This is a genomic window from Neisseria sp. MVDL19-042950 (assembly GCF_030504625.1).
GTDB lineage: Bacteria > Pseudomonadota > Gammaproteobacteria > Burkholderiales > Neisseriaceae > Neisseria.
In genome coordinates this window covers 110359-132646 of the sequence record NZ_JAUKWH010000002.1, presented here as the reverse complement: position 1 = coordinate 132646, position 22288 = coordinate 110359, and the positions used below count along the sequence as shown (strand labels likewise).

The 22288-nt window shown below is 47.2% G+C and carries 21 protein-coding genes; 11 read left to right on the top strand and 10 right to left on the bottom strand.

The features are described 5' to 3' along the window. Nucleotides 1-14 precede the first annotated feature (14 nt). The 3 genes from Q0X97_RS02265 to Q0X97_RS02255 form a co-directional block, all read right to left on the bottom strand. Nucleotides 15-3290: an ImcF-related family protein gene (locus Q0X97_RS02265; protein ID WP_302065702.1), complete on the bottom strand. Its 3276-nt coding sequence runs from the start codon at nucleotides 3288-3290 to the stop codon at nucleotides 15-17. 242 nt (nucleotides 3291-3532) lie between these two features. Then, on the bottom strand, nucleotides 3533-3796 hold the full coding sequence (locus Q0X97_RS02260; RefSeq protein WP_302065703.1) for a PAAR domain-containing protein: 264 nt from the start codon (nucleotides 3794-3796) through the stop codon (nucleotides 3533-3535). 61 nt (nucleotides 3797-3857) lie between these two features. Continuing rightward, the gene (locus Q0X97_RS02255) at nucleotides 3858-5051 is read right to left on the bottom strand and encodes a hypothetical protein (protein ID WP_302065704.1); all 1194 of its coding nucleotides are present in this window, start codon (nucleotides 5049-5051) and stop codon (nucleotides 3858-3860) included. Nucleotides 5052-5518: 467 nt separating this feature from the next. Between Q0X97_RS02255 and Q0X97_RS02250 the strand changes: the two genes are divergently transcribed. Further along, nucleotides 5519-6790, top strand: a complete 1272-nt coding sequence (locus Q0X97_RS02250; RefSeq protein ID WP_302065705.1) for an O-acetylhomoserine aminocarboxypropyltransferase/cysteine synthase family protein — start codon at nucleotides 5519-5521, stop codon at nucleotides 6788-6790. 131 nt (nucleotides 6791-6921) lie between these two features. Here Q0X97_RS02250 and nrdD read toward each other — a convergent pair whose 3' ends face one another. The 4 genes from nrdD to Q0X97_RS02230 form a co-directional block, all read right to left on the bottom strand. Beyond that, nucleotides 6922-8703 carry an anaerobic ribonucleoside-triphosphate reductase gene (nrdD, locus tag Q0X97_RS02245; RefSeq protein WP_302065706.1) on the bottom strand — a complete coding sequence of 594 codons (1782 nt, stop codon included), beginning with the start codon at nucleotides 8701-8703 and terminating at the stop codon, nucleotides 6922-6924. Next, nucleotides 8700-9173: an anaerobic ribonucleoside-triphosphate reductase activating protein gene (gene nrdG, locus Q0X97_RS02240; RefSeq protein WP_302065707.1), complete on the bottom strand. Its 474-nt coding sequence runs from the start codon at nucleotides 9171-9173 to the stop codon at nucleotides 8700-8702. Before nrdG ends, nrdD begins: the two co-directional genes overlap by 4 nt. Nucleotides 9174-9370: 197 nt before the next feature. Next, nucleotides 9371-10174, bottom strand: coding sequence for a tetratricopeptide repeat protein (locus Q0X97_RS02235; RefSeq protein ID WP_302065708.1), 804 nt, complete (start codon nucleotides 10172-10174; stop codon nucleotides 9371-9373). Nucleotides 10175-10183: 9 nt separating this feature from the next. Beyond that, complete coding sequence (locus Q0X97_RS02230) at nucleotides 10184-10771, bottom strand: hypothetical protein (RefSeq protein WP_302065709.1); 588 nt, start codon at nucleotides 10769-10771, stop codon at nucleotides 10184-10186. A 156-nt stretch (nucleotides 10772-10927) separates the two neighbouring features. On the opposite strand from Q0X97_RS02230, the gene Q0X97_RS02225 reads away from it, so the two are divergent. Beyond that, nucleotides 10928-11272 (top strand): hypothetical protein, encoded by a 345-nt coding sequence (locus Q0X97_RS02225; protein ID WP_302065710.1) that lies wholly within the window; start codon nucleotides 10928-10930, stop codon nucleotides 11270-11272. A gap of 54 nt (nucleotides 11273-11326) precedes the next feature. On the opposite strand, the gene Q0X97_RS02220 is transcribed toward Q0X97_RS02225, so the two are convergent. Beyond that, nucleotides 11327-12523, bottom strand: a complete 1197-nt coding sequence (locus Q0X97_RS02220) for an acetate kinase (protein WP_302065711.1) — start codon at nucleotides 12521-12523, stop codon at nucleotides 11327-11329. A 256-nt stretch (nucleotides 12524-12779) separates the two neighbouring features. On the opposite strand from Q0X97_RS02220, the gene Q0X97_RS02215 reads away from it, so the two are divergent. Beyond that, nucleotides 12780-13058 (top strand): helix-turn-helix domain-containing protein, encoded by a 279-nt coding sequence (locus Q0X97_RS02215; protein WP_302065712.1) that lies wholly within the window; start codon nucleotides 12780-12782, stop codon nucleotides 13056-13058. 172 nt (nucleotides 13059-13230) lie between these two features. On the opposite strand, the gene Q0X97_RS02210 is transcribed toward Q0X97_RS02215, so the two are convergent. After that, nucleotides 13231-13605, bottom strand: coding sequence for an Mth938-like domain-containing protein (locus Q0X97_RS02210; RefSeq protein WP_302065713.1), 375 nt, complete (start codon nucleotides 13603-13605; stop codon nucleotides 13231-13233). Nucleotides 13606-13723: 118 nt separating this feature from the next. Between Q0X97_RS02210 and Q0X97_RS02205 the strand changes: the two genes are divergently transcribed. From Q0X97_RS02205 to rbsB, 6 genes are all read left to right on the top strand, one after another. Then, a complete protein-coding gene (locus Q0X97_RS02205; protein WP_302065714.1) occupies nucleotides 13724-15043 on the top strand; it encodes a homoserine dehydrogenase in 1320 nt (439 codons plus the stop codon). Then, complete coding sequence (locus Q0X97_RS02200) at nucleotides 15027-15455, top strand: hypothetical protein (protein ID WP_302065715.1); 429 nt, start codon at nucleotides 15027-15029, stop codon at nucleotides 15453-15455. The genes Q0X97_RS02205 and Q0X97_RS02200 overlap by 17 nt, the downstream gene beginning before the upstream one ends. Nucleotides 15456-15691: 236 nt before the next feature. Next, entirely contained in the window at nucleotides 15692-16093 is a 402-nt protein-coding gene (rbsD, locus tag Q0X97_RS02195; RefSeq protein WP_302065716.1) for a D-ribose pyranase, read from the top strand. Beyond that, nucleotides 16090-17586, top strand: a complete 1497-nt coding sequence (locus Q0X97_RS02190; RefSeq protein WP_302065717.1) for a sugar ABC transporter ATP-binding protein — start codon at nucleotides 16090-16092, stop codon at nucleotides 17584-17586. Before rbsD ends, Q0X97_RS02190 begins: the two co-directional genes overlap by 4 nt. Further along, nucleotides 17583-18521 (top strand): ABC transporter permease, encoded by a 939-nt coding sequence (locus Q0X97_RS02185; RefSeq protein WP_302065718.1) that lies wholly within the window; start codon nucleotides 17583-17585, stop codon nucleotides 18519-18521. Before Q0X97_RS02190 ends, Q0X97_RS02185 begins: the two co-directional genes overlap by 4 nt. Before the next feature lie 32 nt (nucleotides 18522-18553). Then, on the top strand, nucleotides 18554-19480 hold the full coding sequence (gene rbsB / locus Q0X97_RS02180) for a ribose ABC transporter substrate-binding protein RbsB (RefSeq protein WP_302065719.1): 927 nt from the start codon (nucleotides 18554-18556) through the stop codon (nucleotides 19478-19480). Nucleotides 19481-19688: 208 nt separating this feature from the next. Here the strand turns inward: rbsB and Q0X97_RS02175 are convergent, their stop codons facing one another. After that, entirely contained in the window at nucleotides 19689-20612 is a 924-nt protein-coding gene (locus tag Q0X97_RS02175; RefSeq protein ID WP_302065720.1) for an AEC family transporter, read from the bottom strand. Nucleotides 20613-20842: 230 nt separating this feature from the next. Here Q0X97_RS02175 and Q0X97_RS02170 point away from each other — a divergent pair, with 230 nt between their 5' ends. Beyond that, a complete protein-coding gene (locus tag Q0X97_RS02170) occupies nucleotides 20843-21703 on the top strand; it encodes a folate-binding protein YgfZ (RefSeq protein ID WP_302065721.1) in 861 nt (286 codons plus the stop codon). 56 nt (nucleotides 21704-21759) lie between these two features. Beyond that, a complete protein-coding gene (locus tag Q0X97_RS02165; RefSeq protein ID WP_302065722.1) occupies nucleotides 21760-22254 on the top strand; it encodes a DUF4442 domain-containing protein in 495 nt (164 codons plus the stop codon). Nucleotides 22255-22288: the final 34 nt, after the last annotated feature.

The following is a 22288-nucleotide window of genomic DNA, read 5'->3' as shown; positions in this document are numbered from 1 at the left end:
ACATCACCCTGAGATTACGATGTTTCAAAAATCTTAGATGGAATTTGAATACTACGTAATTCAAGTAATCCCAAAGGGCCTTTTCCCGAGTTGGTGCGCATGTAAAAACGTAAAGCTTTTTCTTGCCCTACCGGTGATTCAACCAAATATGTACTGCTATCTACAGGGGTAATGCGTGATTTTTCTAGCATACGGATAAATCCCAAACGTCCATCAAACTCTTTACTTTGACGAACTCCTCCTTCTTCAGACTCCCACGTTAATCGAACCCCTGCATTACTCGTATTTCCCGGCCATTTCAAAGGTTGCCATTGCGCTTCTTGATTAAAATAATCCAATGACTGGCCATCTATCATCAAATTAAATTGAGTAATGCCCACTGTAGATGCAGGCTTCAATTCAAATGTATAACTTCCCTCTCCCCGTACAAAGAAATCATTTGCAACAGACTCTAATTTATTAATTCTACTTATAAATTCTTTGCTTACTTTTAATTCCGGATTAGGCGCAGTTACCCATTGGTTTCCTTGCTTGATTAACACTCCACTTAACTGATTTTGAATAAACTGATTAAGTAACCCTTGATCAGGGTCCAAATATTTAGCCATCATAGGAATGGAAACTTCTGTTTCGGCTGAGGTGAAGGGATAGCGTCCTCCTAAATCCTTCTTCATTGGCGTAACCAAACTTTGATTCCACATGCTATCAATATTATGTTGAGCCAAACCCGCAATTTCACCCCAAGACGTATAGAAAGGTGAAATAAATACATTTCGGGCAAAAGGCAGTAATCTATCCCCAATACCCGCCTCAATAATTCGTGCATATTGCAGGCCATCAGCAAATTCATTGCTTTCCCCGGCCAAAACATTCTGCACCATTGCTCGCGCTGCACTTCCTGTATCTGAAGCTCCCGCAATTTGAATTAATCTTTGCTTCGTAGAAGTCGCCTTCTCCAAATAGCGTTGCAAACTTAAATCGCTTTTAGGATTGACATCGGCATCTACCAATTGCAATAAATTTTCAAATTTCAGTTCTAAAGGACTGGCTAAATATTGAGTTACCTGTTCCTTGACTTCATCCACTTTTTCGGATTGTTTATCCAATAAAATATTCAATGCTTGACGGCCCCGACTTGATAATCTACCTACAGCAGCACGCTTTGCTTTACTGGCCAAAGCAGGATTAACAGCAAGTTGTTTACTATCTATCGTGCCGTTTGTTTTAATAGCACTAAATAACGCTACCAATGGAGAACGTTGAGGATCCGCATAAATATGCAATTGATTTACTGTATCTAATATTTTCTTTTGCGGCTTCCAAGCGATACTATTCAGCAAATCATACCAAGCTGCGGCATAATCATTAAAATAACGTTCTTTGAATGCATTAATCGTTATTTCATTAATCGGTTTTTCTTTCGTATCTGCATCTAATACCCAATCATTATTACTGCTTCCCTTGGCTGCCTGCTCAAATGCGGGTTTAATATATCCCTCCCAAGCACGGCGAGTATAAATTCCCGGCAAACTCTTAGATGCAATCCATATTCCTTGAATATCGCGATCAAGCAATTTTGCTAAAGGCAAGTCAACATACCGTTCTTTTGCTTCCTGAATAATACGATTGTAAATACGCTCACCAGCCTGATCTTCTCCAAACCAGACACTTAAAATTTGCCTACTATTGTTTATTAAATCAGCATTGGATTCCATTGCCCAATCTGTATGCTGAGATAAATTAGCGACAAAAAATGGAACGATACTTTGCATTTGATCTGTTGCTATACCTTGCTGCTCCAAAGTAGTGAAAATTCGTTCAGATAAAAATTTTTCATCAACTTTATCTATTTTTTCCGTGAGCATTAAATATGCTTTCAACGTATCATAAAAGCCCTCATACCCTTCCGGTGCGGACTCGGTATCAGCAAAAGACAACGAATTCATTTCCTTCAATTTATTTGTCAAACCAGAAGCTACCGGAGCAATAACAACTTGCTTTGTTGTTGCTCCATATTGTGCATAAGCTAAATTTAATAATTCTTCTCTATAGTCATATCCTAATGCTTTCGCAAGCCAATTATTGGCAGTAGATTTCTCTAACGAATTAATTTGATTTTGCAAATCTATTAAGGGAGATAAATTAGAAGATGAAAACTCATCGGCGGCTAAATGTTCTATTTTTCCATGAACTTGGCTAATATCTTTGCTATTGCTATAGGCACTATAAGCAAACATACTAAAAGCAAACAACGCTGTAGCACTTAATCCCAAAAATATTTTCTCAGGTTTTGAATATTGTAATTTTCGACCTTTGTTAAAAATATTAATGGTATTAAATGATTTAAAAACCAAATCAGGCAATGATTCCGATTGCCCTACCTGAATAAATGAAATCCTGCTTATCGAATTCAACTTATTTAGTGCTCGTTTATCCGCAAACAATGAGGCTGAAATATTTTTATTATCCGCCTCCAACTTTCTCGACAAACGTGCAGCAAATGTATTGTTTATATTATTTTCAATAGCATCTGTTCCCACAATAGCTAATTTCAAGGCAAAAGCATCCAATTCGGTTTTCATAGATGCCTGATCGGAATATTGTGCATTCAATGCATGGGAAATCACGGCTGAATTACCCGTGCTGTCTCGGTCTCTAACATAGACCACATTAACTGGTAACGACCAACCTATTTTTTTAAATACATTCTGTAAATCTGTTGAGCAATTTTCTTCCGAATTTGTTTTGTCATACTCGCGTAAATACACCACACCTTCGGCAGGCTGTTTTCCGGCTCCACGTAAAACATGCCATCCTCCTGCCGGTTCAACCGCTTTCGCATCCAACCAAAAAGCCGAATGGCTTTCGATCCATAAACTGTCTTTGATACCGGGAAAATATTTTTCCACCAACTGCTCTTGCCCTACCACCATAACCCAAGGTTTACGATGTTCTTTATACTGGCGGGTCAATTCATAGAACTGCTTTAATCTTTCCCAACGCTGCGCAATATTAAGCAAACGCGTAGATTCAGAATCATCATTATCATCTTGAATATCAACAGGATTCAGATGTTTAGTGTCAGAATAGCGACCGGACCAGCCAAGCCATAAAGAACGGCTGATTAAAGGAAGGAAAAATATCAATGATGCGACTAAAGTCAGGCATGCCCAAGCGATTATCTGCTGTGCAAAACCTGTTAATCCTATTTTGTTGCCTAAAAAGAAAATAAGAACAGCAAAAAAAAGACTGATTACAAAAAGAATTAGACCCGCAACCACTGGTTTCATAGTAAGTTTTCCAACAAGTATCAAAATAAATAAGTCAAGTAAGGCAATAAAAAAGAATCACGATGATTCTTAAAATTTATGCCCCGATGTACTTCTTCTTTTTGGGAAAGGCTTTTCTTTCACAAATCAAAACCATTTTAATGTTTTTGTTAAATTATACAAAGAAAACGAAAAAATCAACTGATTTATATTAAACGGCATATTTATCGAATAAATGTCATTTGAATAACAAATTTACTGTACTATTTTCCTCCTACCGACGGCATGGTGCTTATCAACGTACAACCGCAAGCACATGCACAACCGTCTATTGCCACTGCCCTACCTTCAAAAAACATTGTACTGCTGCCTTCTATGATCGGATTGGTACCATGTCCGGGATGCGGGCAACTAATCAAATCACCGACAAGGGCTGCAGGCCGCCCATGAACCATCATCTTCGATGAGGCTTGGATAACTTGCCCGCCATGTGTAGTCGGATCTCCCAAACGAACAATGCCTTTCATTACGGTATTCTCCTCTCGGTATAATTTCCAAATTAAAATATTGAAATAAAAATATAAGATCTTAAGCAATTGGGCTCGGCGAAGGGTTGTCCATGTACACATAAGTTAAACAAACCTCATCTTCACCAGCCTGCCATGCCAATAATTGTTTATCTTGATAATTAATATTCTCAGACGACAACGCCAATACCAATAAAGGCATATTGGGAGGGACATTGCCGATATATTTTTCAGGTAAATGCATGGCGATATTATTATCTTCATGTGACAACTCCAATTTTACTTTCCCCATGTACCCGCTTAACTTACCGGCTTTCCCTTCCTCCATTCCGGCCGGCCACAGTGTTTTAACCGTCCGACCTTTTAGACCGTAATCGACAAATTGAGACAAAGCGCTCAATGCCCCTTCTTTATCAGACAAATTGAAACTGGTCGGGCGTTGCATGAGCATCTTCACAGGTAAAGTATGTTTTTTTGCCCAATCATGGGAAGCAAATGCCGTCCAAGACATATTTTCGGTAATATCAGGCGAGTCTGCATCATCATTCAGTGCCGCGGAAAAAATAACATGTACCCCTTCCGAAATACCGTTTTCCATCCAATCGGCAATTAAGCCCAACCCGGAAGAAACTTGAACAAAAGCCATTTCAGCTTGTTGGAGCACCCCTGATTGCTCCGCTATCGATCTAAGCCTGTTTTGCCATTCCAAGAAATCTGTTTCACTCGATTCTTCAATATATATAGTGGATTTTTTAGCTTGTTTGAATAATGGCAGCGACTCCGCCCAAAATGCCGTATAAATTTCAGACAAAGAATCCGGCAATTCATCATTACGTTCGAAAACTGATGCACTTCCCATTAAAACTTTGCCCCGACCCGTTAAAATTCCTTCTACGTCAATATCATCGGGTAAAAGCAAATCTGAACCGACTACAGCGATTGTTTTTTGGGCCCAATCAATCCAGCGTTGGCGGATTTTAATTTTTTCTTGTTCCCAAGCCTTTAGACTCATTTCCCGATTCATCGTCCATATGAAAAACGTCAGCCATGTACCAAACCATATCAATAATGGCGACAACAATAAAAGCAGCCAAAATAAAACCGAATCGCTGCTTCCCGACCACAACAACCACACAGAAGGTGTTATCAATAAATACAACAAACCCAAGCCTGCCAACCAGACGGATATTCTGTTCCACTTGCTGCGGACGGGTTTGGAAAACAAGTTGGGAATATCGGGAATAGCCCAAGCCATTTCATTGCCTTTTTCTATTTATTCAAAGATTGCAAATCAATAAAAATTTGCTGACCGGTTATTTATTATACCATTGTCTTTAACAACACTTAACAAATTAAACCGCATAAAATTCGGAGCTCTGATAACTGCCGATAAATGTAAAACATATTTTGAATCAAGGCTGTTGTTAATTATCTACAATCCCGATAACACCAATGCATAACAACGATATCCGTAAAAAATGCCGTCTTAAATATTAAATTTCAGACGGCATAATCAGATATAAAATAATATAAATTACGCAGGTATTGCTTAAAGTTATCTTTAACGGCCTCACTCGATACAAACGATTCAATAAGATTACGGCAAATATTCTTAAACAACCCCAACCGATAAAATAACCGCAACCCTTTTCAGACGGCCTTAATCATTCTTCATCATGTACAATGGCGGTTTTAGCACTCGCACAAAACAACGGAGCAAATATGAAACTCGAAACCCAAGCCATTCACGTCGGCTACAAGCCCGAACCCACCACCAAAGCCGCCGCCGTGCCGATTTACCAAACCACCAGCTACGCGTTTGACAACACCCAACACGGCGCCGATTTGTTTAACCTCAACGTGGCCGGCAACATCTACACCCGCATCATGAACCCCACGACTGCCGTTTTAGAAGAGCGTTTGGCGGCGATTGAAGGCGGTATCGCCGCATTGTGCGTGGCCAGCGGCATGGCGGCGATTACCTACGCCATCCAAACCATCGCCGAAGCGGGCGACAACATCATCGCCACCAAAACCCTTTACGGCGGTACCTTCAATCTGTTTGCCCACACCTTGCCCAAACAAGGCATCGAAGTGCGCTTTATCGACCCGACCAAGCCCGAAGAAATCGCTGCCAACACCGACGCGCGCACCAAGCTGGTTTACTGCGAAAGCATCGGCAACCCCGCCATCAACGTGGTTGACCTGCGCGCCTTTGCCGAAGCCGCCCACGCGCAAGGCCTGCCTTTAGTGGTGGACAACACCGTCGCCTCGCCCGCCTTGTGCCGCCCGATTGAGCTGGGTGCCGACATTGTGGTGGAATCCCTCACCAAATACATCGGCGGCCACGGCACCAGCATCGGTGGCGCGATTATCGACGGCGGCAAATTCGACTGGACCAAAGGCGACCGCTTCAAAGTGTTGACCACACCCGATGTGTCTTATCACGGCGTGAATTACAGCGAACACTTCGGCCCCGCCGCCTACATCGCCCGCGCCCGTGTCGTACCGCTGCGCAACACCGGTGCTGCCATCAGCCCGATGAACGTCTTCTTAATCCTGCAAGGCCTCGAAACACTGGCGCTGCGTATGGAACGCCACAGCGACAACGCGCTGAAAGTGGCCGAGTTCCTGCAAAAACACCCGCAAGTGAGCTGGGTAAACTACCCCGGCTTGGCCGACAGCCCCTACAAAGCCCTGATTGAGCGCGACTTCGCCGGCAAAGCCTCCGGCCTGCTTAGCTTCGGCATCAAAGGCGGCATCGAAGCCGGCGGCAAGTTTATCGACGCGCTGCAATTGTTCACCCGCTTGGTTAACATCGGCGATGCGAAATCATTGGCCACCCACCCGGCCAGCACCACCCACCGCCAGTTGAATGCCGAAGAATTGGCACAAGCAGGCGTGAGCGAAGACATGGTGCGCTTGTCTATCGGTATCGAACATATCGACGATTTGCTGGCTGATTTGGAACAGGCTTTGGCGGCTGCCAAATAAAACATCGGTCGAGGCATAAACAAAGAAGGCCGTCTGAAAATTTTTCAGACGGCCTTTCCAACATTACCGACTCATCCCGAACCACCGGGTTTCAGACGGCCTCAATCAAATCACTCATCATCTAATTATGATCAGGCAGCTTGCCGATGGTAATAACGTAAAGCATGCTCTTTACGCCGCCCGCTACTGAAAGCGGACACCCGTTTCAAGTAGCCGATAATACGTGTACCGTAATCGATATCATGCGAACCGCAAGCACTGCATGAATGTAAAGTGCGTTTGTCGATATGGCCGCAATCGTTGCAGATGGTAATGCGCACGTTCACACAGAAATAATTGCAACCGGTTTTGGCCGCAATATCCAACAGTGAACGGTACCCCTCGGCAGTTAATGCTTCATCCAAATTCAGATGCAGCGCCGAACCGCCGTCCAGCCAGTTGATTAATTCTTTGCCGTGCAGCAAAAATTTATCGAGTGCGTTGATACTTTGGTCTTCCACCACATAGAAATAAGAGTTATAGCAATCGCGCGACACTTTGTAGCCGTCGATTTTATCCCACATGGCGTTTTTCACACCGAGGTTTTCCGCGGGAACAAACTCGGTATTGAACTTCACGCCGTATTGTTTGGCTGCAGCTTGATTGGCCTCGAATATGGTTTTCAGACGGCCTTGTACGAATGAAACATACTCTGGATTGTATCCCACCTTGATGCCTTGCGATTCCGCCGCTTCCGCCATACCGTTGATGCCGATGGTGAGAAACTGTTTGTCCAGTGTGATAAAGCCTGCATCATACACGGGCAACATGCCGGCGGTCTGATATTCTTCCATCAGTTTGCGGTAAGCATATTGGTAGCGGTGCAGTTTGCCGACCTCTTCCGTAAGATCGCGCCCGTCTTGCTCCAAGCGGTTCATGTTGAGGGTAATCACATTAATCGAGCCGGTGGCCACACCGCCCGCACCGAGCGTATAAGAAAATGTCCGGTCGTCAATCCGGTTGCGCAAGCGGCAGCAGGAAGCCAGCGAATCGGGGTTGTCGGAAAGGTAAACGAAAAACGAATTGCCTTCCGCCAACTCTTGTGCCATTTGTCCGGCAAATTCATCGTCTTTGCACCGGCCGTTTTCGGTAAGCATCGCGGCCGTAACAACCGGAAAAGTGAGAATGGCTTTGGTGCGCTCACGATTGAACCATTTCAAAAAATAGTTTTGCAGGCGGGCCACACTTTCCCATTCGGGCTTGCTGAAATCGGGGAACACAAAATCGCCGAACATCGCCTCGAAATAATGGCGGTCATACACGGAAATATTCCAAAACACACTCTGATAACCGCGTGCGGCCGCAGGTTGGTTGATGCTGTACACCACATGCTGCAAGTGATTGTTGATTTCTTCGGTATGCGTTTCCAAATAATCGTCGCCGAAATCGCGACGGGCAAAATAATCAAAATAGGTGAGAAATTCAACGGTGGCTACGGCACCGGCAAATTGTGCACTGATGGCAAACACCAGATTGATAAACGACCCGCAAAACGAAGCCAGATGTTGCGGCGCTTTCGATTCGCCGCCCAATTTGGTCAGGCCGTCGCGCAAAAACGGATACAGTGTTACCGACACACAATAAGGCTTCAAACTGGTTTCATCGTGCACATAAATCTCGTGTGCCTCAATCTGGCGGGTATATTCGTCCGCCCATTCCTGACCGAACAATTCTGTGATTTTCCGGCAAATCTGCGCACGGTTAACCTGCACCAGAAAATCTTTCATCAACTCGCTTTCCATCGTCGCGATGTTTTTGTGGGTTACATTGGCATTCGCATCCATTTTGGAGCCGTCGGCCGCATTATGCGCCGAGATATAATCGTCCATAAATTTCAGCTTGCCTGCCAACTGTTCGGAACTCAGCCTGATCATGGTGTTTCTCCTCTGATGAATAAGTGGTTCAGGTCGGCACCTGAACGAAGATCGGTAAACCGCTGGTTGGTTATCGGGCTGTTCAGCCCGCCAAGCTCGGCAATCCAGCGGCCGGTTTTCAAATAAGTGAGATAAGGCAGAAGGCCGTCTGAAAGCTCTTCCTGCTCCAAACCGGTATAAAGGCAAGTTTTCAAACCCGCTTCATTCACAATCTGCAACATGGTTTTCAATGCGTCCGGCTGCCATTCTCCGCCCAAAAACAGCACGCAGGTAATCAACCCTTGATACTGTTTCAGACGGCCTTTCAGATAATCTTCGGTTAATACGGTACCCGTTCCTGCTTTCCAAGCATCGGCACTATGGCAGCCCTTGCAGCGCAACGGGCAACCGGAAAACAGAAAGGCCAGCGTTACCTCACCCGGCACTTCCTGCCACACGATTTCTTCCGTTACAAATCTCAATCGGTACATAGCGATACCATATTTAGTATTCAAATTATCTTAAAACTACTAGATATGGTATTCTATGGATTGTAGAAATCAATTTATTGAGATAAATCAAATTACCTCACACAACAAATGTAAAAGATTCTTTTTGGATAGATATTTAAAAGGCCGTCTGAAAAAACTTTTCAGACGGCCTCCAGCCTTACTTTTAATTCATTCAATCACTGTAATATTTCAGCGTATTTACAGCCGTCTTTATCACCGTTTCGACAGGCCTGTTGAAACAAATCTTTGGCTTTGGCAAGATTTTTTACTACACCTCTGCCGGACAAATACATATTGCCTAAATTATATTGGGCAATCGCACTACCTTGTTCGGCAGCCTGCGTATACCACAGTGCCGCTTTTTCTTCATTTTTCGGCACACCTTGCCCTGCATCATAAAGGATGCCGATTTCCACTTGCGCTTCCAACAAACCTTGTTTCGCCGCCAGCTCATACCAATGAGCCGCCTGAGTCAGATTTTTCTGAATACCCGAACCTTCGGCATACATATAAGCCAAGTTTTTCTGGGCGGTGTCTTCCCCTTGCTCGGCAGACTGCCTGAACAAATCGAATGCTTTTTGATAATCCTGCTTCACGCCGTAGCCATAAAAATACATCATCCCCAAATTGTTTTGGGCGTGGCGGTTGCCTTGGTCGGCAGCTTGCTGATAAAGCCTTACGGCCCGGGACGCATTTTCTTTTACGCCTCGACCTTCGCTATACATTATCCCCAAACTGGTTTGGGCATCGGCATGGCCTTTGCGTGCCGCACGGCGGTAAAATTGGGCGGCGATTTCTTCATTTTTTTCCACGCCCGCACCCGTTTCATAAGCCAAGCCCAACTCATACTGAGCGGTTTTATCACCTGATTTTGCGGCTTTCTGCCATTGTTCGATTTCTTCAGGCGTGTTTGCGGCTGCACCAAACGCCAATCCCAGCGTTAAAACAGCCATGGTTAAGTGAGTTTTGAATGTTTTCATGTGAATATCCTATTTCAGACGGCTTTCTCTATGTGCGATGTACTGCCATTTGCGTATTGCTTTCAAAAACTTCTGCTGTTCATTCTCATCTGCAAATACTTCGGGCGGCAGCACGATAAAACTGGTGCCCATATCCAATATAATGTCTCCCGTGCGCGGATGATGGCGTATCTCCAACACGGATTTCCAAGTACAACGGACTTCATAACCGTCGTTCTGGTACATCTGGTGAAAGCCCCGGTTATTGGCGAAAAAAACACTTGCCGGAGCCAAACAGCTATTTCGGTAATGGCGCTGCATCAATATTTGACGCTTCATGTTGTGAAACACCCAATAGCCGTTGCAAATCAATAAAAGTGCGGCATAGCTGAAGCCGATATAAGGTACGAGAAAACCCACTTGATGTTTATACAGAATGGCGCTGATCCAATACACTATGCAGGCAAACAAAACCGAAGCCAGTATTAAAAATATCCGTTGGCTCAGTTTTAATTTGCCGAATGCACCTTTATGTCTTTCCACAGCCGCCGCCCACACCGAATGGGAAGCACGGGCATTCGCCTCCGGACATGGCGGCAGGTTCAGTTCAAACAACATACACGTTCCTTTTCACTTCATTTTTGCCTTCAAAACAGAAGCTATCCCTTACTTATGTGATATTGCCTTATTTAATATCAATAATAGCAAATGAATTTCATGCTGATGGCAAAATCGGATGTGCGGACGTTTTAAACGGATTTAAGGCATAAAATCATGGAAAGAAAAGAAAAAAGGCCGTCTGAAAATCAGTTTTCAGACGGCCTTCGTATAAATACGGAAGTAGTATTTCAAAATAGCAGTAAAACTATCTCATCCAAAGCCTTCAACAATCCCGGTAGAGCCTCTGCAATCAACACAGGCCGGCACATAGACCAACGGCCGGTTGCAAATACAGTAACGGTCAAAGCAATCCACTCATACGGCTTATCGGAAACAAAACATGGCATCGATGCACAACCCGAAACAGCCTCCATTATGGCGGCAGCAAACAACAAACGATTCCACAGTATTTGCCGTTCTGCTTTCACACCGTCCAACAACAAACGTCATTATCTGTAAAATACCAAAAAAGGCCGTCTGAATTGTTTCAGACGGCCTTTTTTTCAGTTTAAATTACAAACCGCTCAAGCGTGCAGTATCGTGTGCAATCATCAACTCTTCATTAGTCGGGATAACCACGGCCACAGCTTTACTGTCGGCAGTAGTAATCACACCTGCGTTGCCGAAACGTGCTTTTTGGTTGGCGTCAGCATCTTCGGTCAAACCTAAGAAGCCCAAATAGCCCAATACTTTGCTGCGGATTAAGTTGGAATTTTCACCGATACCGCCGGTGAACACCAAAGCATCCAAACCGCCGGCCGCCACGCTCATGCTGCCGATATATTTGGCCAAACGGTAAGAGAACACTTCCAGCGCCAGTTTCGCACCTTCATGGCCTTTACCCGCTTCTTCTTCAATAGTACGGCAGTCGTTAGAAAGCTCGGACACCCCCAACAAACCTGATTTTTTGTTCAACATATCAGTAATTTGGGTAATGTTCATATTGGCATTTTGAGCCAAGAAAGAGAATACGCTCGGGTCGATGTCGCCGCTGCGTGTACCCATTACCAAGCCTTCCAGCGGAGTCAAACCCATGCTGGTGTCTTGGCATTTGCCGTCGGCAACTGCGGCAATAGATGCGCCGTTACCCAAGTGGGCAATAACCATACGCAGTTTGTTTTTCTCTTTACCGAGGAAGCGGGCGGTTTCATCGGCAACAAAACGGTAGCTGGTGCCATGTGCACCATAACGGCGCAAACCGTATTTGCGGTAAAGCTCGCGCGGTATAGCATAAGTGTAGGCATGTTCCGGCATGGTTTGGTGGAACGCGGTATCGAATACGGCCACATTCGGCAAGCCTTTGAAAATGCTTTGTGCGGCGCGAATACCGAGCAAGTGCGCAGGATTGTGCAACGGAGCCAGAGGAATACATTTTTCGATACCTTCCACCACTTCGTCGGTAATCAGGATGGATTCGCTATACAATTCGCCGCCGCTCACAACGCGGTGGCCGATGGCACCGATACGGCCGTCAAGACTGTGCGCGCGCAATTCTTCCATCAAGGCTTCTACCGCGCCGGTGTGGTTGGGATGGGTAGCCAAAGAGGTAGTGTGTTTTTCACCGTTGAATTTAAATGTGATAAAAGCATCGGGAAGGTTCAATTTTTCAGCAAGGCAGCTCAGCAACACTTCGCCGCTGTCGTTATCCAGCACGGCACCTTTCAACGAAGAGCTGCCGCAGTTTAATACCAAAATCAGTTTGTCAGACATGTAAACTCCTAAATTTTCAGACGGCCTGTCAGCCGATGCAGGTTAATCGACTTTGAGCTCGGCATTTTATCAAAATTTATAGAAATATAACTAATGCTTCCTTTTGCAAAACTGAAATTGAACTGATTTAAAACAAAATGTTTCGCATAGGTACTTGTATGAAAGGCCGTCTGAAACAAAACCTGTTTTCAGACGGCCTTTGAACTTCAACCGAATGTGAAGTAAAATCCGTTAAAGCAAATTCACAAGGAAATACATGATGGGCAACAAACTCACGGCTCCCGCCGAGTTGCCGGACGAAAACGATTTACGCGCCGTGCTGGCTTATAACATGCGTCTCTTCCGTGTCAACAAAGGTTGGTCGCAAGAAGAACTCGCCCGCCGGTGCGGTTTGGATCGTACTTATGTTTCCGCCGTCGAACGCAAACGCTGGAATATCGCGCTTTCCAATATCGAAAAAATGGCTGTGGCTTTAGACTTGCCGGCTTACCAATTGCTTCTACCACCCCAAACCCGATTGGAAATGAACATATAATTATTGAAAGTTTAATTATTGAAAGCTGTTGCAAGGTTCACGATCTTGGCAACAGCTTTCACATCGATTCATATCCGACAGAGCGGCTTTCAATCTCATGTTTTGCATCGGTTCGGTTTATACGCCGGAATCCGTTTTATTTCAGACGGCCTCCCGCCCCACCATCCGCCGGTCAAGGCCATAACCATGCCCAGACTCGGCGGCCCTCACTCTGTAAAATCTTAAACGTGCTGCATGCAGACGCTGTCGTCATGCTTTCCAAACCGATGCCTTTTGCTGCTAAAGCAGCCGCTATTTTGGGATGCAGAAATACCTGTTTCTCTCCTGTTCCCACCAATATCACCTCGGGCAACATTTCATCTGATGAGGCCGTCTGAAAAAAATCTTCCGCACTAAGCTCCGCCGCCGTTTCCTTTAACGGTTTGCCGATGCGCCTGCCTTGTAAAATAACGGCTTCGTTGTAAGGCTCGCCGTTGATTTCTATGGTTCCGGGTACACAACCGGTAATATCGGGCTGTCCGGGAACGGCTTTTTCTTCAATCAGCATAATCAGGATTCCATAAAAATTCAGATGCAGAAACGGGCATTTTCGGTTAGGATTAAATCCTTTTTTATAAAACAATTTCACGTCTTCATACTAACATACAACGGCTCAAGGAGATACGATGAAGCCAGTCAATATCGGGATTTTAGGTTTGGGAACAGTCGGCAGCGGCGCTGTCGGCGTTTTACGTAAAAACGCAGTGGAAATCAGCCGCCGCTTGGGGCGTGATGTCAATGTATTCATCGTATCCACCCGCGACGCTGAAAAAGCCCGCGCGGTTTGCGACACACACACATTGGTTACCAACGACCCTTTCAGCGTGGTCAAACATCCCGAAGTCGATATTGTCGTGGAGCTGTTCGGCGGCACCGAAATCGCCCGCGAACTGGTGCTCGAAGCCATCAACAACGGCAAGCATATTGTTACCGCCAATAAAAAACTGCTGGCGGAATACGGCAATGAAATTTTCTCGCTGGCCGAGCAGAAAAACGTTATGGTGCAATTTGAAGCGGCGGTTGCCGGCGGCATCCCCATCATCAAAGCCCTGCGCGAAGGCTTAACTGCAAACAATATCAAATCCATCGCCGGCATCATCAACGGCACCAGCAACTTCATCCTAACCGAAATGCGCGAGAAAGGCAGTGCATTTGCCGATGTGCTGAAACAGGCTCAAGAGCTGGGCTATGCCGAAGCCGACCCCACTTTCGATATAGAAGGCCATGATGCCGGCCATAAAATTACCATCATGAGTGCATTGGCTTTCGGCACACCCGTGAATTTCAAAGCCTGTTATCTCGAAGGCATCAGCAAACTCGACAGCCGCGATATCAAATACGCCGAAGAACTCGGCTACCGCGTAAAACTGTTGGGCATTACCCGCAAAACCGACAAAGGCATCGAATTGCGCGTGCACCCCACCCTGATTCCCGAATGCCGCCTGCTGGCCAATGTAAACGGCGTAATGAATGCCGTGCGTGTTGATGCCGATATGGTTGGAGAAACCTTATATTACGGGGCAGGTGCGGGCGCATTGCCGACAGCCAGCGCGGTAGTGGCGGATATTGTCGACATCAGCCGCCTGATTACCGCCGACACAGGCAACCGTGTGCCGCATTTGGCTTTCCAACCCAGCCAAGTCAAAGCGCAAAACATGCTGTCTATGGACGAAATCACCAGCAGCTATTATCTACGCGTACAAGCCAAAGACGAACCGGGCGTGCTCGGCCAAATAGCCAACCTTCTGGCGAAAGAAAATGTTTCGATTGAGGCGCTAATTCAAAAAGGTGTAATCAAACAAACAATCGCCGAAATTGTCATCCTCACGCACAGCACGGTTGAGAAAAACATCAAAAAAGCCATCGTAGCCATAGAAGCCTTGGATTGCGTTTACGAACCGATCGTGATGATCCGCATGGAGAGTCTGCATGCAAGCAACGGATAAGCCGGAATTATCCCCCGAAGAACAGCGCCGCAAAGCCAAAGCCAAAATCCGCACCGTCCGTATCTGGTTTTGGGTGGTGATGGCTTTGCTGGCCGGTTTTTACTTTCTGTCGCAATGCGCCCTTTCCAAACCGAAAGCCAAGCAAGCGATTATCGAGTCCTGCATTAAAAACGTACCGTTTTCCGAAAAATGGCAGGCCGATTTAAAAGTCAACGGCTTGGAAAACAAATCGGAACAAATCATCACCGATTATTGCGTTTGTATGTGGAACGAACCGTTGGAAAAACTTTCCGAAAAGCAAATCCAATCACTCAGTAAAATCAGCGCACAAGAACAGCTCGACTTGCTCGGAGGCGCGCAAGCATTTGAAACACGCGACAAACAGTGCATCAATAATTTAAAAAACCGCTAAACACCTTTTTTCATGCATACATCAACCATATCGGCAGCTAAATACCCGATTCAATTCAGCCAATTGAATTTTAATGAAATATTAAATTGCAAATAGCATAAATTGGCTATTACACTTACCCTTAACTTAGTTAGAAATAAACCGAAGTTGCGGCCTTAATGTTGTGAATGTGTTGTTATCAAACAATTCATGTGGATCATAACAACGCACCTTTGAGTTTATGCAAAGGAAAAACCATGAAAAAAACCGGTGTACTTCACGCAGAATTGTCCAAACTGATTGCCACGCTCGGGCATGGAGATATGCTGGTTCTCGGTGATGCCGGCTTGCCCGTGCCTCCACACGTCCCCTGCATCGATTTGGCGGTAACACTCGGAATACCGACGCTGCAACAGGTATTGGAAGCGGTGTTGGAAGAAGTTTATTTGGAAAAAATCACGTTAGCCGCTCCAACTGAGACCCACAGCCCGAATTTGTGGCAATTCGCTCGAAATTATGCGGAAGCGCAAAACCTGTCAATCGATGTCGTTTCACACGACGAACTCAAACAATTGTCGCAACATGCCCGAGCCATCGTACGTACGGGCGACACAACCTCTTATACCAATATAATCCTTCATTCCGGAGTACCGTTTTGACTACCCAGCCCCGTTTATTGGTGGAAATGCGGCAAATCAACAAATCCTTCGGCCCCGTGCAGGTATTGCGCGGCATAGATTTCGATTTGCATGCCGGTGAAGTGCACGCTCTGATGGGCGAAAACGGCGCAGGCAAATCCACCTTAATGAAAATTCTTACCGGCATCTATCAAGCCGAGCAAGGTCAAGTGCTGATTGACGGCCAACCCCAAGCTATCAAAACGCCGGTTGATGCGCAAAAACTGGGCATTGCCATCATCCACCAAGAACTCAATCTGCTCCCCGAAATGACGGTGGCGGAAAACTTCTTTCTGGGTCGCGAAATCGTTAAACACGGCATCTTGCAAAAGCAGCAGATGAACCAAATTGTCGCCACCCACTTATCCGCCCTGCAAGCCAATTTTTCTCCCGATACATTAATCAAAAACCTTTCGGTAGGCCAACAACAGCTGGTAGAAATAGCCCGCGCCCTATCCGCGGATGCAAAAGTGATTATCATGGACGAACCTACCGCCGCCTTAACAGAACCGGAAATCCAACGGCTGTTTGCATTGGTAAACCAACTGGCTGAAAAAGGTGTGGGATTGGTGTATGTATCGCACCGTTTGGAAGAAATTTTCCAAATATGCCACCGCATTACCGTGCTCCGTGACGGTATATCGGCCGGCACGAAAGCCGTTGCCGATACGAATTTCAACGAAATCGTCAGCATGATGGTGGGACGGGAGTTAAACGAACGTTTCCCTGAGCGGGACAGCAACATCGGCGAAGTGAAATTGCAAGTCAGCAATCTTTCAGACGGCCTTAAAGTACATGATGTCAGTTTTGATGTGCGTGCAGGAGAAGTTCTCGCTCTCGCCGGTCTAATCGGTTCGGGCCGTACTGAAATTGCCAATCTTTTATTCGGCCTTTCGCATTGCACCCAAGGAGAAATTCGGATTAACGGCGAGAAAGTGAACATTAAAACCCCGCGCCATGCGATTCATCACAAAATCGCTTACGTTACCGAAGACCGCAAAGCCAAAGGTTTGATTCTCGATATGAGCGTACTCGAAAACAGCACTTTGGCCCACCTGCCGGTGCGACGCGGATTGATAGACCGGAAGCAAGAAGAAAATTATATAAAACAAGCGATTGAGAAACTGAAAATCAAAGTTGCCAATCCGGAAGAAGCGGTGCGCCGTTTATCAGGCGGCAACCAACAAAAAGTTGTCTTGGCCAAATGGTTGATGGAAATGCCGGAAATTTTGATTTTGGACGAGCCTACACGCGGTGTCGATGTCGGCGGGAAAGCGGAAATCTATCGCGTGATCAACGAACTGAGCAAAAAAGGAGTCGCCATCATCATGATTTCATCGGAATTGCCCGAAGTGCTTGGCGTATCTGACCGCGTAGCCGTTATGTGCGAAGGGCATCTTACCGGCATTCTAAACACCAAACAGGCCGACCAAGAAAAAATTATGGCTCTTGCAGCCGGAGGAAACGCAGCATGAAACAGTTATCAATCGGTTCGATCTTCAAAAAAATGGGCCCCTTGCTGGGTTTGGTTGTTTTGTCGGTCGTTTTAAGTTTTTCAACGCCCAACTTCCTAACTACGGGCAACTTATTCAGTGTACTCCGCCAAATCACTTACAGCGGCCTGCTGGCTTTCGGTATGACTTTTGTGATTCTGATCGGCGGTATCGATTTGTCCGTCGGCGCGATTTTGGCATTGGTCGGCATCATTACCGCCAGTCTGATTCACACCGGCATAGACCCCATGTTGGCTTCATGCGTCGGCCTTTTGCTCGGAGCCGCCTGCGGTGCAGTAAACGGCTTGCTGATTTCAATAGGCCGTATCGCACCTTTCATCGCCACTCTGGCCACCATGATTCTGTTTCGCGGCATTGCGCAGGAATATTCCCAATCCAAACCCATCAGCATCAATGTGGACGGTTTCTTCAATGAAATCGGTGCCGGCTATCTGTTTGATACCGTTCCCACTCCGGTGGTGTTGATGCTGCTGGCTTATTTCGTTTTATGGTTTATTCTGAAAAAAAACCGCTTCGGCCGCCATGTTTACGCACTGGGCGGCAGTGAAGATGTAGCGCTGATCTCAGGCTTAAAAGTAAAAAGCCTCAAAATGTGGGTTTACACGCTATCCGGCATGCTTTCGGGCTTGGCGGCGCTTGTGGTTACCAGCCGTTTGTCTTCGGCCAGCCCCAATGCCGGCGTTATGTATGAGCTGGATGCGATTGCCGCCGTCGTTTTGGGCGGCACCAGTCTGTCCGGCGGCCGCGGCTGGCTTTTCGGCACATTGGTTGGCGTGATATTGCTCGGCGTGTTGAGCAACGGTTTAAACCTCTTGAACGTATCGGCCAACTACCAATTGATTGTTAAAGGTGCGGTAATTTTATTTGCCGTACTGCTGGACCGTAAAAGCTCTTGATCTGTCTTATCAAACCCTGAATGGAGAATACTATGAAATTTCTACGCAAAGCTTCCGTATTGCTGATTACCGGCATACTTCTAACAGCCTGCGGCCAGCAAAAGGCAGAAAACGCAGCCTCGGGAACCGCATCGGCCGCCACCGGAGACACCGTCGGTTTGGCTATTTCCACTCAAAACAATCCGTTCTTCGTCAACCTTAAAGAAGGTGCCCAAGCTCAGGCAGACAAACTCGGTTTGAGACTGGTTGTGGTGGATGCCAACGACGATTCGGGCAAACAAGCCGCCGGCGTGGACGACTTACTGCAACAAAACATCAAAGTATTGCTGATCAACCCGACAGACTCCGAAGCTGCCGCCGCATCGGTAAACCGTGCCGCTAAAGCCGGTATACCGGTAATTTCTATCGACCGTTCCGTAAAAGGAGCCGAAGTAACTTCCCATGTGGCCTCCGACAATGTTGCCGGCGGCAAAATGGCGGCCGAATTTATCGTCGGAAAACTTCCCTCCGGCGGTGAAATGGTCGAATTGGAAGGCATTCCCGGCTCTTCGGCCGCCCGCGAACGGGGTGAAGGATTCCATCAAGTGATGGATGCCCAGCAAAATATCAAAATCGTTGCCAAACAGCCTGCCGACTTCGACCGCACAAAAGGCTTGAATGTGATGGAAAACATTCTGCAAAACCACCCGAACATCAAAGCCGTATTTGCCCATAACGACGAAATGGCCCTCGGCGCGGTTAAAGCCTTGGAAGCCGCCAATAAAAAAGACGTTGTCGTCGTAGGTTTTGATGCCACCGATGACGCACAAGCCGCAGTGAAAGCCGGCAAAATGGCAGCTACTGTCGCTCAAAAACCGGCCAAAATCGGCGAACTGGGTGTAGATACGGCGAAGAAAATCATTGCCGGAGAAACCGTGGAAAAATCCATTCCGGTAGAATTGGAATTGATTAAACAATAAACCCGCCGTTTTCAGGAACACTCCTCGAAAAGCAACAGGCCGTCTGAAATATCGTTTTCAGACGGCCTGTTGCTTTTGTTTTGAGATATCAATCCGACTCAAAATTCGGCGGCAGAAAAAATGCAAGCATATCATCCGGCACCCAACCGAAGAGCCGGCGGACAACGCACGACAAAAAACTCCTCGGCTCTCGATATTACCGCCCGAGCTAACGCCACAGCAGCAAAACCAACGATACCGAAAAGAACGACACAATAGTTGTAAACAATGCCGCCGCCGCAGTTTGCCGTTCAAAACCGTATTTATGCCCAAACAAGGCGTACATACTTGCCATCGGTGCGCTGGCCAATAACGCCCCCGTGAAAACCGTGTCCCTATCCGCCCCGAAAAGCCACAAGCAAAGCACCACCAGCAGCGGAAACATCAACAGCTTGCCCGCCGTTACCACCGCAATATCTTTCAAACTGCCGCGAATTTCCAACCCGTACAACCCCGCACCGATCACAAACAAGGCCAGCGGAGAGGCCGCAGAAGCCAACATGGAGCTGACTTTCTCCAGCACCGCAGGTACGGGAATGCCGCCGACGGCAAACACCAAAGCAACCAGCAAGCCGATAAAAATCGGATTCCTCATCAAATTTTTGAATATCTGCCACAATGTTTTACCGAGGCGGGTATGCTCGCTTTGGGCAAAATCAACCAAAATGAACATCAGCGGCACCACCAGCACGTTTTCAATCAGCGCATTCATGGCAAAGAATACCCCGGCGGGCGGGCCTATCGCCATCAGCAGCAGCGGATAGCCGATAAAGCCGGTATTCGACATACCGGTGCCCAAGCCGTTAAACACTGCCAGCACTTTATTCTGCCCACGCTTCAAACTCAGTAGCCAACCTGCCGTAAAAGCCAACAACGAAGCGAGCGCATAGCCATACATATAAGCGGGGTTCAGCACTTCGGCAATCGGACGTGTGGCAATCGCCGAGAACACCAGCATCGGCATACCGATATGGATGATGAATTTACCCATGCCGTTAATCTGCGCAGAGGTGAAAAAATTGAAGCGCATGGCGAAATAGCCCATGCCCATAATGATAAATACGGGAGCCGTGATGGTAAGGATGGAAAACATAATGCACCTGAACAGGCCGTCTGAAAAAGCAAACTGCGCAACACAACGGCCTTTGCGGTATCCGTTTGCTTCAAAATAACAAAGTCGGATTTTAGCAGAAAGCCCGCTATATCAACGGGCATTTTATGCACCGACACCGTTTTCAGACGGCCTCCAGAAATCCCTTTAAGCCATGCAGCCCAAGCGTTAAAATATAAACCGTACCCCCCGACACACAAAAAAGGATTCCCATGCAAACCCGTCTGCCCTTTTTCGGCATCGTGCGCGTGAGCGGCGACGACCGCGCCGCTTTCCTACACGGACAACTTTCCAACGACATCAACAACTTGCAGGAAAACCAAGCCTGCTACGCCACCTACAACACCCCCAAAGGCCGCGTAATCGCCAATATGCTCGTGCTAAACCGCGGCGGCGATTTGCTGCTGGCGATGGCCGCCGATTTGGTCGAACCCGTTATCAAACGCCTGCACATGTATGTTTTACGGGCCAAAGTCGTGTTCGAACCATTGCCTGACTTTGCCGCAGCCTGCGAACTGGGCGAAACCGCCGTACCGCAAGCCGCCGCATCCCCCGCGCTGGCTTTTGCCGCCGAAAACCGCAACGGCATTTGGAGTATCGCCCTGCCCCATCAAGGCCGTCTGAATATCGGTTTGGCAGACCTCCTGCCCGAATACGATGCCGCCGCCGAAAATAATTGGAATGTGCATGAAATCGAAAGCGGCTACCCGTGGATTTCCGCCGCCACCACCGAAACCGCCGTCGCCCAAATGCTCAACCAGCACACCATCGGCGGCGTGCATTTCAAAAAAGGCTGCTATCCCGGGCAGGAAATCATCGCCCGCGCCCAATACCGCGGCCAAGTAAAACGTGGCTTGGCCGTCTTAATCGGCACTTCGCCCGAAGCCGCCGGCGTTGCCGTACACAGCGAAGGCGAGGAAGCCGGCATGATTGTCAACAGCGCGTTAACCGAAAACGGCAGCATCAGCTTGGCCGTAATTAAGTTTTCTGCCGCCGAAGCCGTCCTAACCGATGCCGACGGCAACCCGCTCCGTCAGAAAAAACTGTTTTTCAGCACCGAAACCAAAGAATAACGGCCCAACCGTTTCAGACGGCCTCAGGCCGTCTGAAAACCGCCTTACACAAAACCATGCTCCGACTCCGTTCCTGTTTCCGCCATGCCGCCCAAGCCCGTTTTTTACTGAACCTGTGGCCGCCGCTCCTCTTCAGCGGTATCCGCATTACCGAGCTTTCGTCCGACTTCCGCCACATGAAAGCCACGCTGAAAAACTGGCCGGGCACACGCAACGCCCACGGCACGCAATTCGGCGGCAGCCTGTTTGCCATGACCGACGTTACTTATTCGGTGATGCTCAACGGCTTGATGGGCAAGCGTTATTTTGTGTGGGATAAATCCGCGCACATCGATTTCATCAAACCCGGGCGCAGTGCGGTTTATATCGAATGCACGCTTACCGACGAAATGCTGCAAGACATTTACGAACACACTCGAAACGGCGACAAATACCTGCCCGAAATGAAAGTGCGCATCTTCGACAAACACGGCGACACCGTGGCGATTGTTACCCGGGTACTGTACGTGAGGCTCAAACCCGCTTTTCGGCCGAAACAGCAAGAAAACTGAATTACACCTGCCCCAATGATAAAAAGGCCGTCTG

Coding starts and splice junctions, on each gene's coding strand:
- Q0X97_RS02265 (WP_302065702.1), bottom strand. CDS start 3,290: ATGAAACCAGTGGTTGCGGGTCTAATTCTTTTTGTAATCAGTCTTTTT.
- Q0X97_RS02260 (WP_302065703.1), bottom strand. CDS start 3,796: ATGAAAGGCATTGTTCGTTTGGGAGATCCGACTACACATGGCGGGCAA.
- Q0X97_RS02255 (WP_302065704.1), bottom strand. CDS start 5,051: ATGGCTTGGGCTATTCCCGATATTCCCAACTTGTTTTCCAAACCCGTC.
- Q0X97_RS02250 (WP_302065705.1), top strand. CDS start 5,519: ATGAAACTCGAAACCCAAGCCATTCACGTCGGCTACAAGCCCGAACCC.
- nrdD (WP_302065706.1), bottom strand. CDS start 8,703: ATGATCAGGCTGAGTTCCGAACAGTTGGCAGGCAAGCTGAAATTTATG.
- nrdG (WP_302065707.1), bottom strand. CDS start 9,173: ATGTACCGATTGAGATTTGTAACGGAAGAAATCGTGTGGCAGGAAGTG.
- Q0X97_RS02235 (WP_302065708.1), bottom strand. CDS start 10,174: ATGAAAACATTCAAAACTCACTTAACCATGGCTGTTTTAACGCTGGGA.
- Q0X97_RS02230 (WP_302065709.1), bottom strand. CDS start 10,771: ATGTTGTTTGAACTGAACCTGCCGCCATGTCCGGAGGCGAATGCCCGT.
- Q0X97_RS02225 (WP_302065710.1), top strand. CDS start 10,928: ATGGAAAGAAAAGAAAAAAGGCCGTCTGAAAATCAGTTTTCAGACGGC.
- Q0X97_RS02220 (WP_302065711.1), bottom strand. CDS start 12,523: ATGTCTGACAAACTGATTTTGGTATTAAACTGCGGCAGCTCTTCGTTG.
- Q0X97_RS02215 (WP_302065712.1), top strand. CDS start 12,780: ATGATGGGCAACAAACTCACGGCTCCCGCCGAGTTGCCGGACGAAAAC.
- Q0X97_RS02210 (WP_302065713.1), bottom strand. CDS start 13,605: ATGCTGATTGAAGAAAAAGCCGTTCCCGGACAGCCCGATATTACCGGT.
- Q0X97_RS02205 (WP_302065714.1), top strand. CDS start 13,724: ATGAAGCCAGTCAATATCGGGATTTTAGGTTTGGGAACAGTCGGCAGC.
- Q0X97_RS02200 (WP_302065715.1), top strand. CDS start 15,027: ATGCAAGCAACGGATAAGCCGGAATTATCCCCCGAAGAACAGCGCCGC.
- rbsD (WP_302065716.1), top strand. CDS start 15,692: ATGAAAAAAACCGGTGTACTTCACGCAGAATTGTCCAAACTGATTGCC.
- Q0X97_RS02185 (WP_302065718.1), top strand. CDS start 17,583: ATGAAACAGTTATCAATCGGTTCGATCTTCAAAAAAATGGGCCCCTTG.
- rbsB (WP_302065719.1), top strand. CDS start 18,554: ATGAAATTTCTACGCAAAGCTTCCGTATTGCTGATTACCGGCATACTT.
- Q0X97_RS02175 (WP_302065720.1), bottom strand. CDS start 20,612: ATGTTTTCCATCCTTACCATCACGGCTCCCGTATTTATCATTATGGGC.
- Q0X97_RS02170 (WP_302065721.1), top strand. CDS start 20,843: ATGCAAACCCGTCTGCCCTTTTTCGGCATCGTGCGCGTGAGCGGCGAC.
- Q0X97_RS02165 (WP_302065722.1), top strand. CDS start 21,760: ATGCTCCGACTCCGTTCCTGTTTCCGCCATGCCGCCCAAGCCCGTTTT.